This window comes from Pseudanabaena sp. 'Roaring Creek', from assembly GCF_001402795.1.
Taxonomy (GTDB): domain Bacteria; phylum Cyanobacteriota; class Cyanobacteriia; order Pseudanabaenales; family Pseudanabaenaceae; genus Pseudanabaena.
In genome coordinates this window covers 1-1,044 of record NZ_LIRE01000618.1, presented here as the reverse complement: position 1 = coordinate 1,044, position 1,044 = coordinate 1, and the positions used below count along the sequence as shown (strand labels likewise).

The following is a 1,044-nucleotide window of genomic DNA, read 5'->3' as shown; positions in this document are numbered from 1 at the left end:
TAATTTACTAATCGAACCATGATGAAGTCTAGCGTCAAATCAGCTAAAGCTCTGCCGTTACAGCTCGTATTAGTGGTTCCCTTTGTGCTCCAAATCTTTGCCGCCGTTGGACTGACGGGATATCTATCACTACGAAATGGACAGAAGGCAGTCAATGATGTTTCTAGCCAGTTACGTCAAGAAATAACTGATCGCATCAATTTACAAGTGCTTGCCTACTTGGAAAAACCCTATGTCACTGGAAAAACCATAGCGGTGGTGGTTGGAGAAGAGCAAATTGACCTATCTATTCCCCATAAACTAGAACGAGCTTTGTGGCGTTTAGCCAGCAAAGATATGATTCAATTTGCTCTAATTGGCTTTTCCGATGGCACTAGTATTGGAGTTGGCGTAGAAGAGGAAAAGAATTTGGAGATTAGCCGTAAATATATTACCTCTACCATTGCCGATCGAGAAAGCCTACCACAGCGGAAAATATACGAACTTAATGAACGAGGCGAAAGAATCGCTCTGATAAGGACTCTGGAAAACTACGATCCAAGGAATCGCTCTTGGTATAAGGCTGCTCAGAAAGCAGGCAAGCCGATATGGACTTCTAAACCATTTCTCGGCAATATTCAGCCCATCCCACTCATAACTATCTCTCTACCAATTTACGATAGAAATCATGTGTTTTTTGGAGTCGTTTACAATAGCTTTCGATTAAACACAATTCACAATTTTTTGAGCGATCTCAAAGTAGGACAGACAGGACAGACATTTATTATCGATCGCTCGGGCAATTTGATTGCTAGCTCCACTATCGAGCAGACTTACACTATTGATAATCAGAAAAAGGAACTACAACAAATTCCCGCCGTAAAAGCGGACAGCTTAGTAATTAGTGGGACATCGAAGGTTTTACTCGAACGCTTCGGTAGCTTTAACGAAATCACCCAAAGTCAGCAACTAGAATTTACGCTAAACAACCAAAGACAGCTCGTACAAGTTTCCAATATTCGCGACGAGCATGGGATTGACTGGCTGAGTATAATCGTCGTACCC

Annotated in this window: 1 protein-coding gene; it reads left to right on the top strand. The window is 42.0% G+C overall.

All coding sequences use genetic code 11. The annotated features are described in order from the left end of the window. Window positions 1–18: 18 nt before the first annotated feature. Window positions 19–1,044 (top strand): cache domain-containing protein (locus AC805_RS16820; RefSeq protein WP_269433601.1); only part of this gene is annotated, 1,026 nt, incomplete at its 3' end.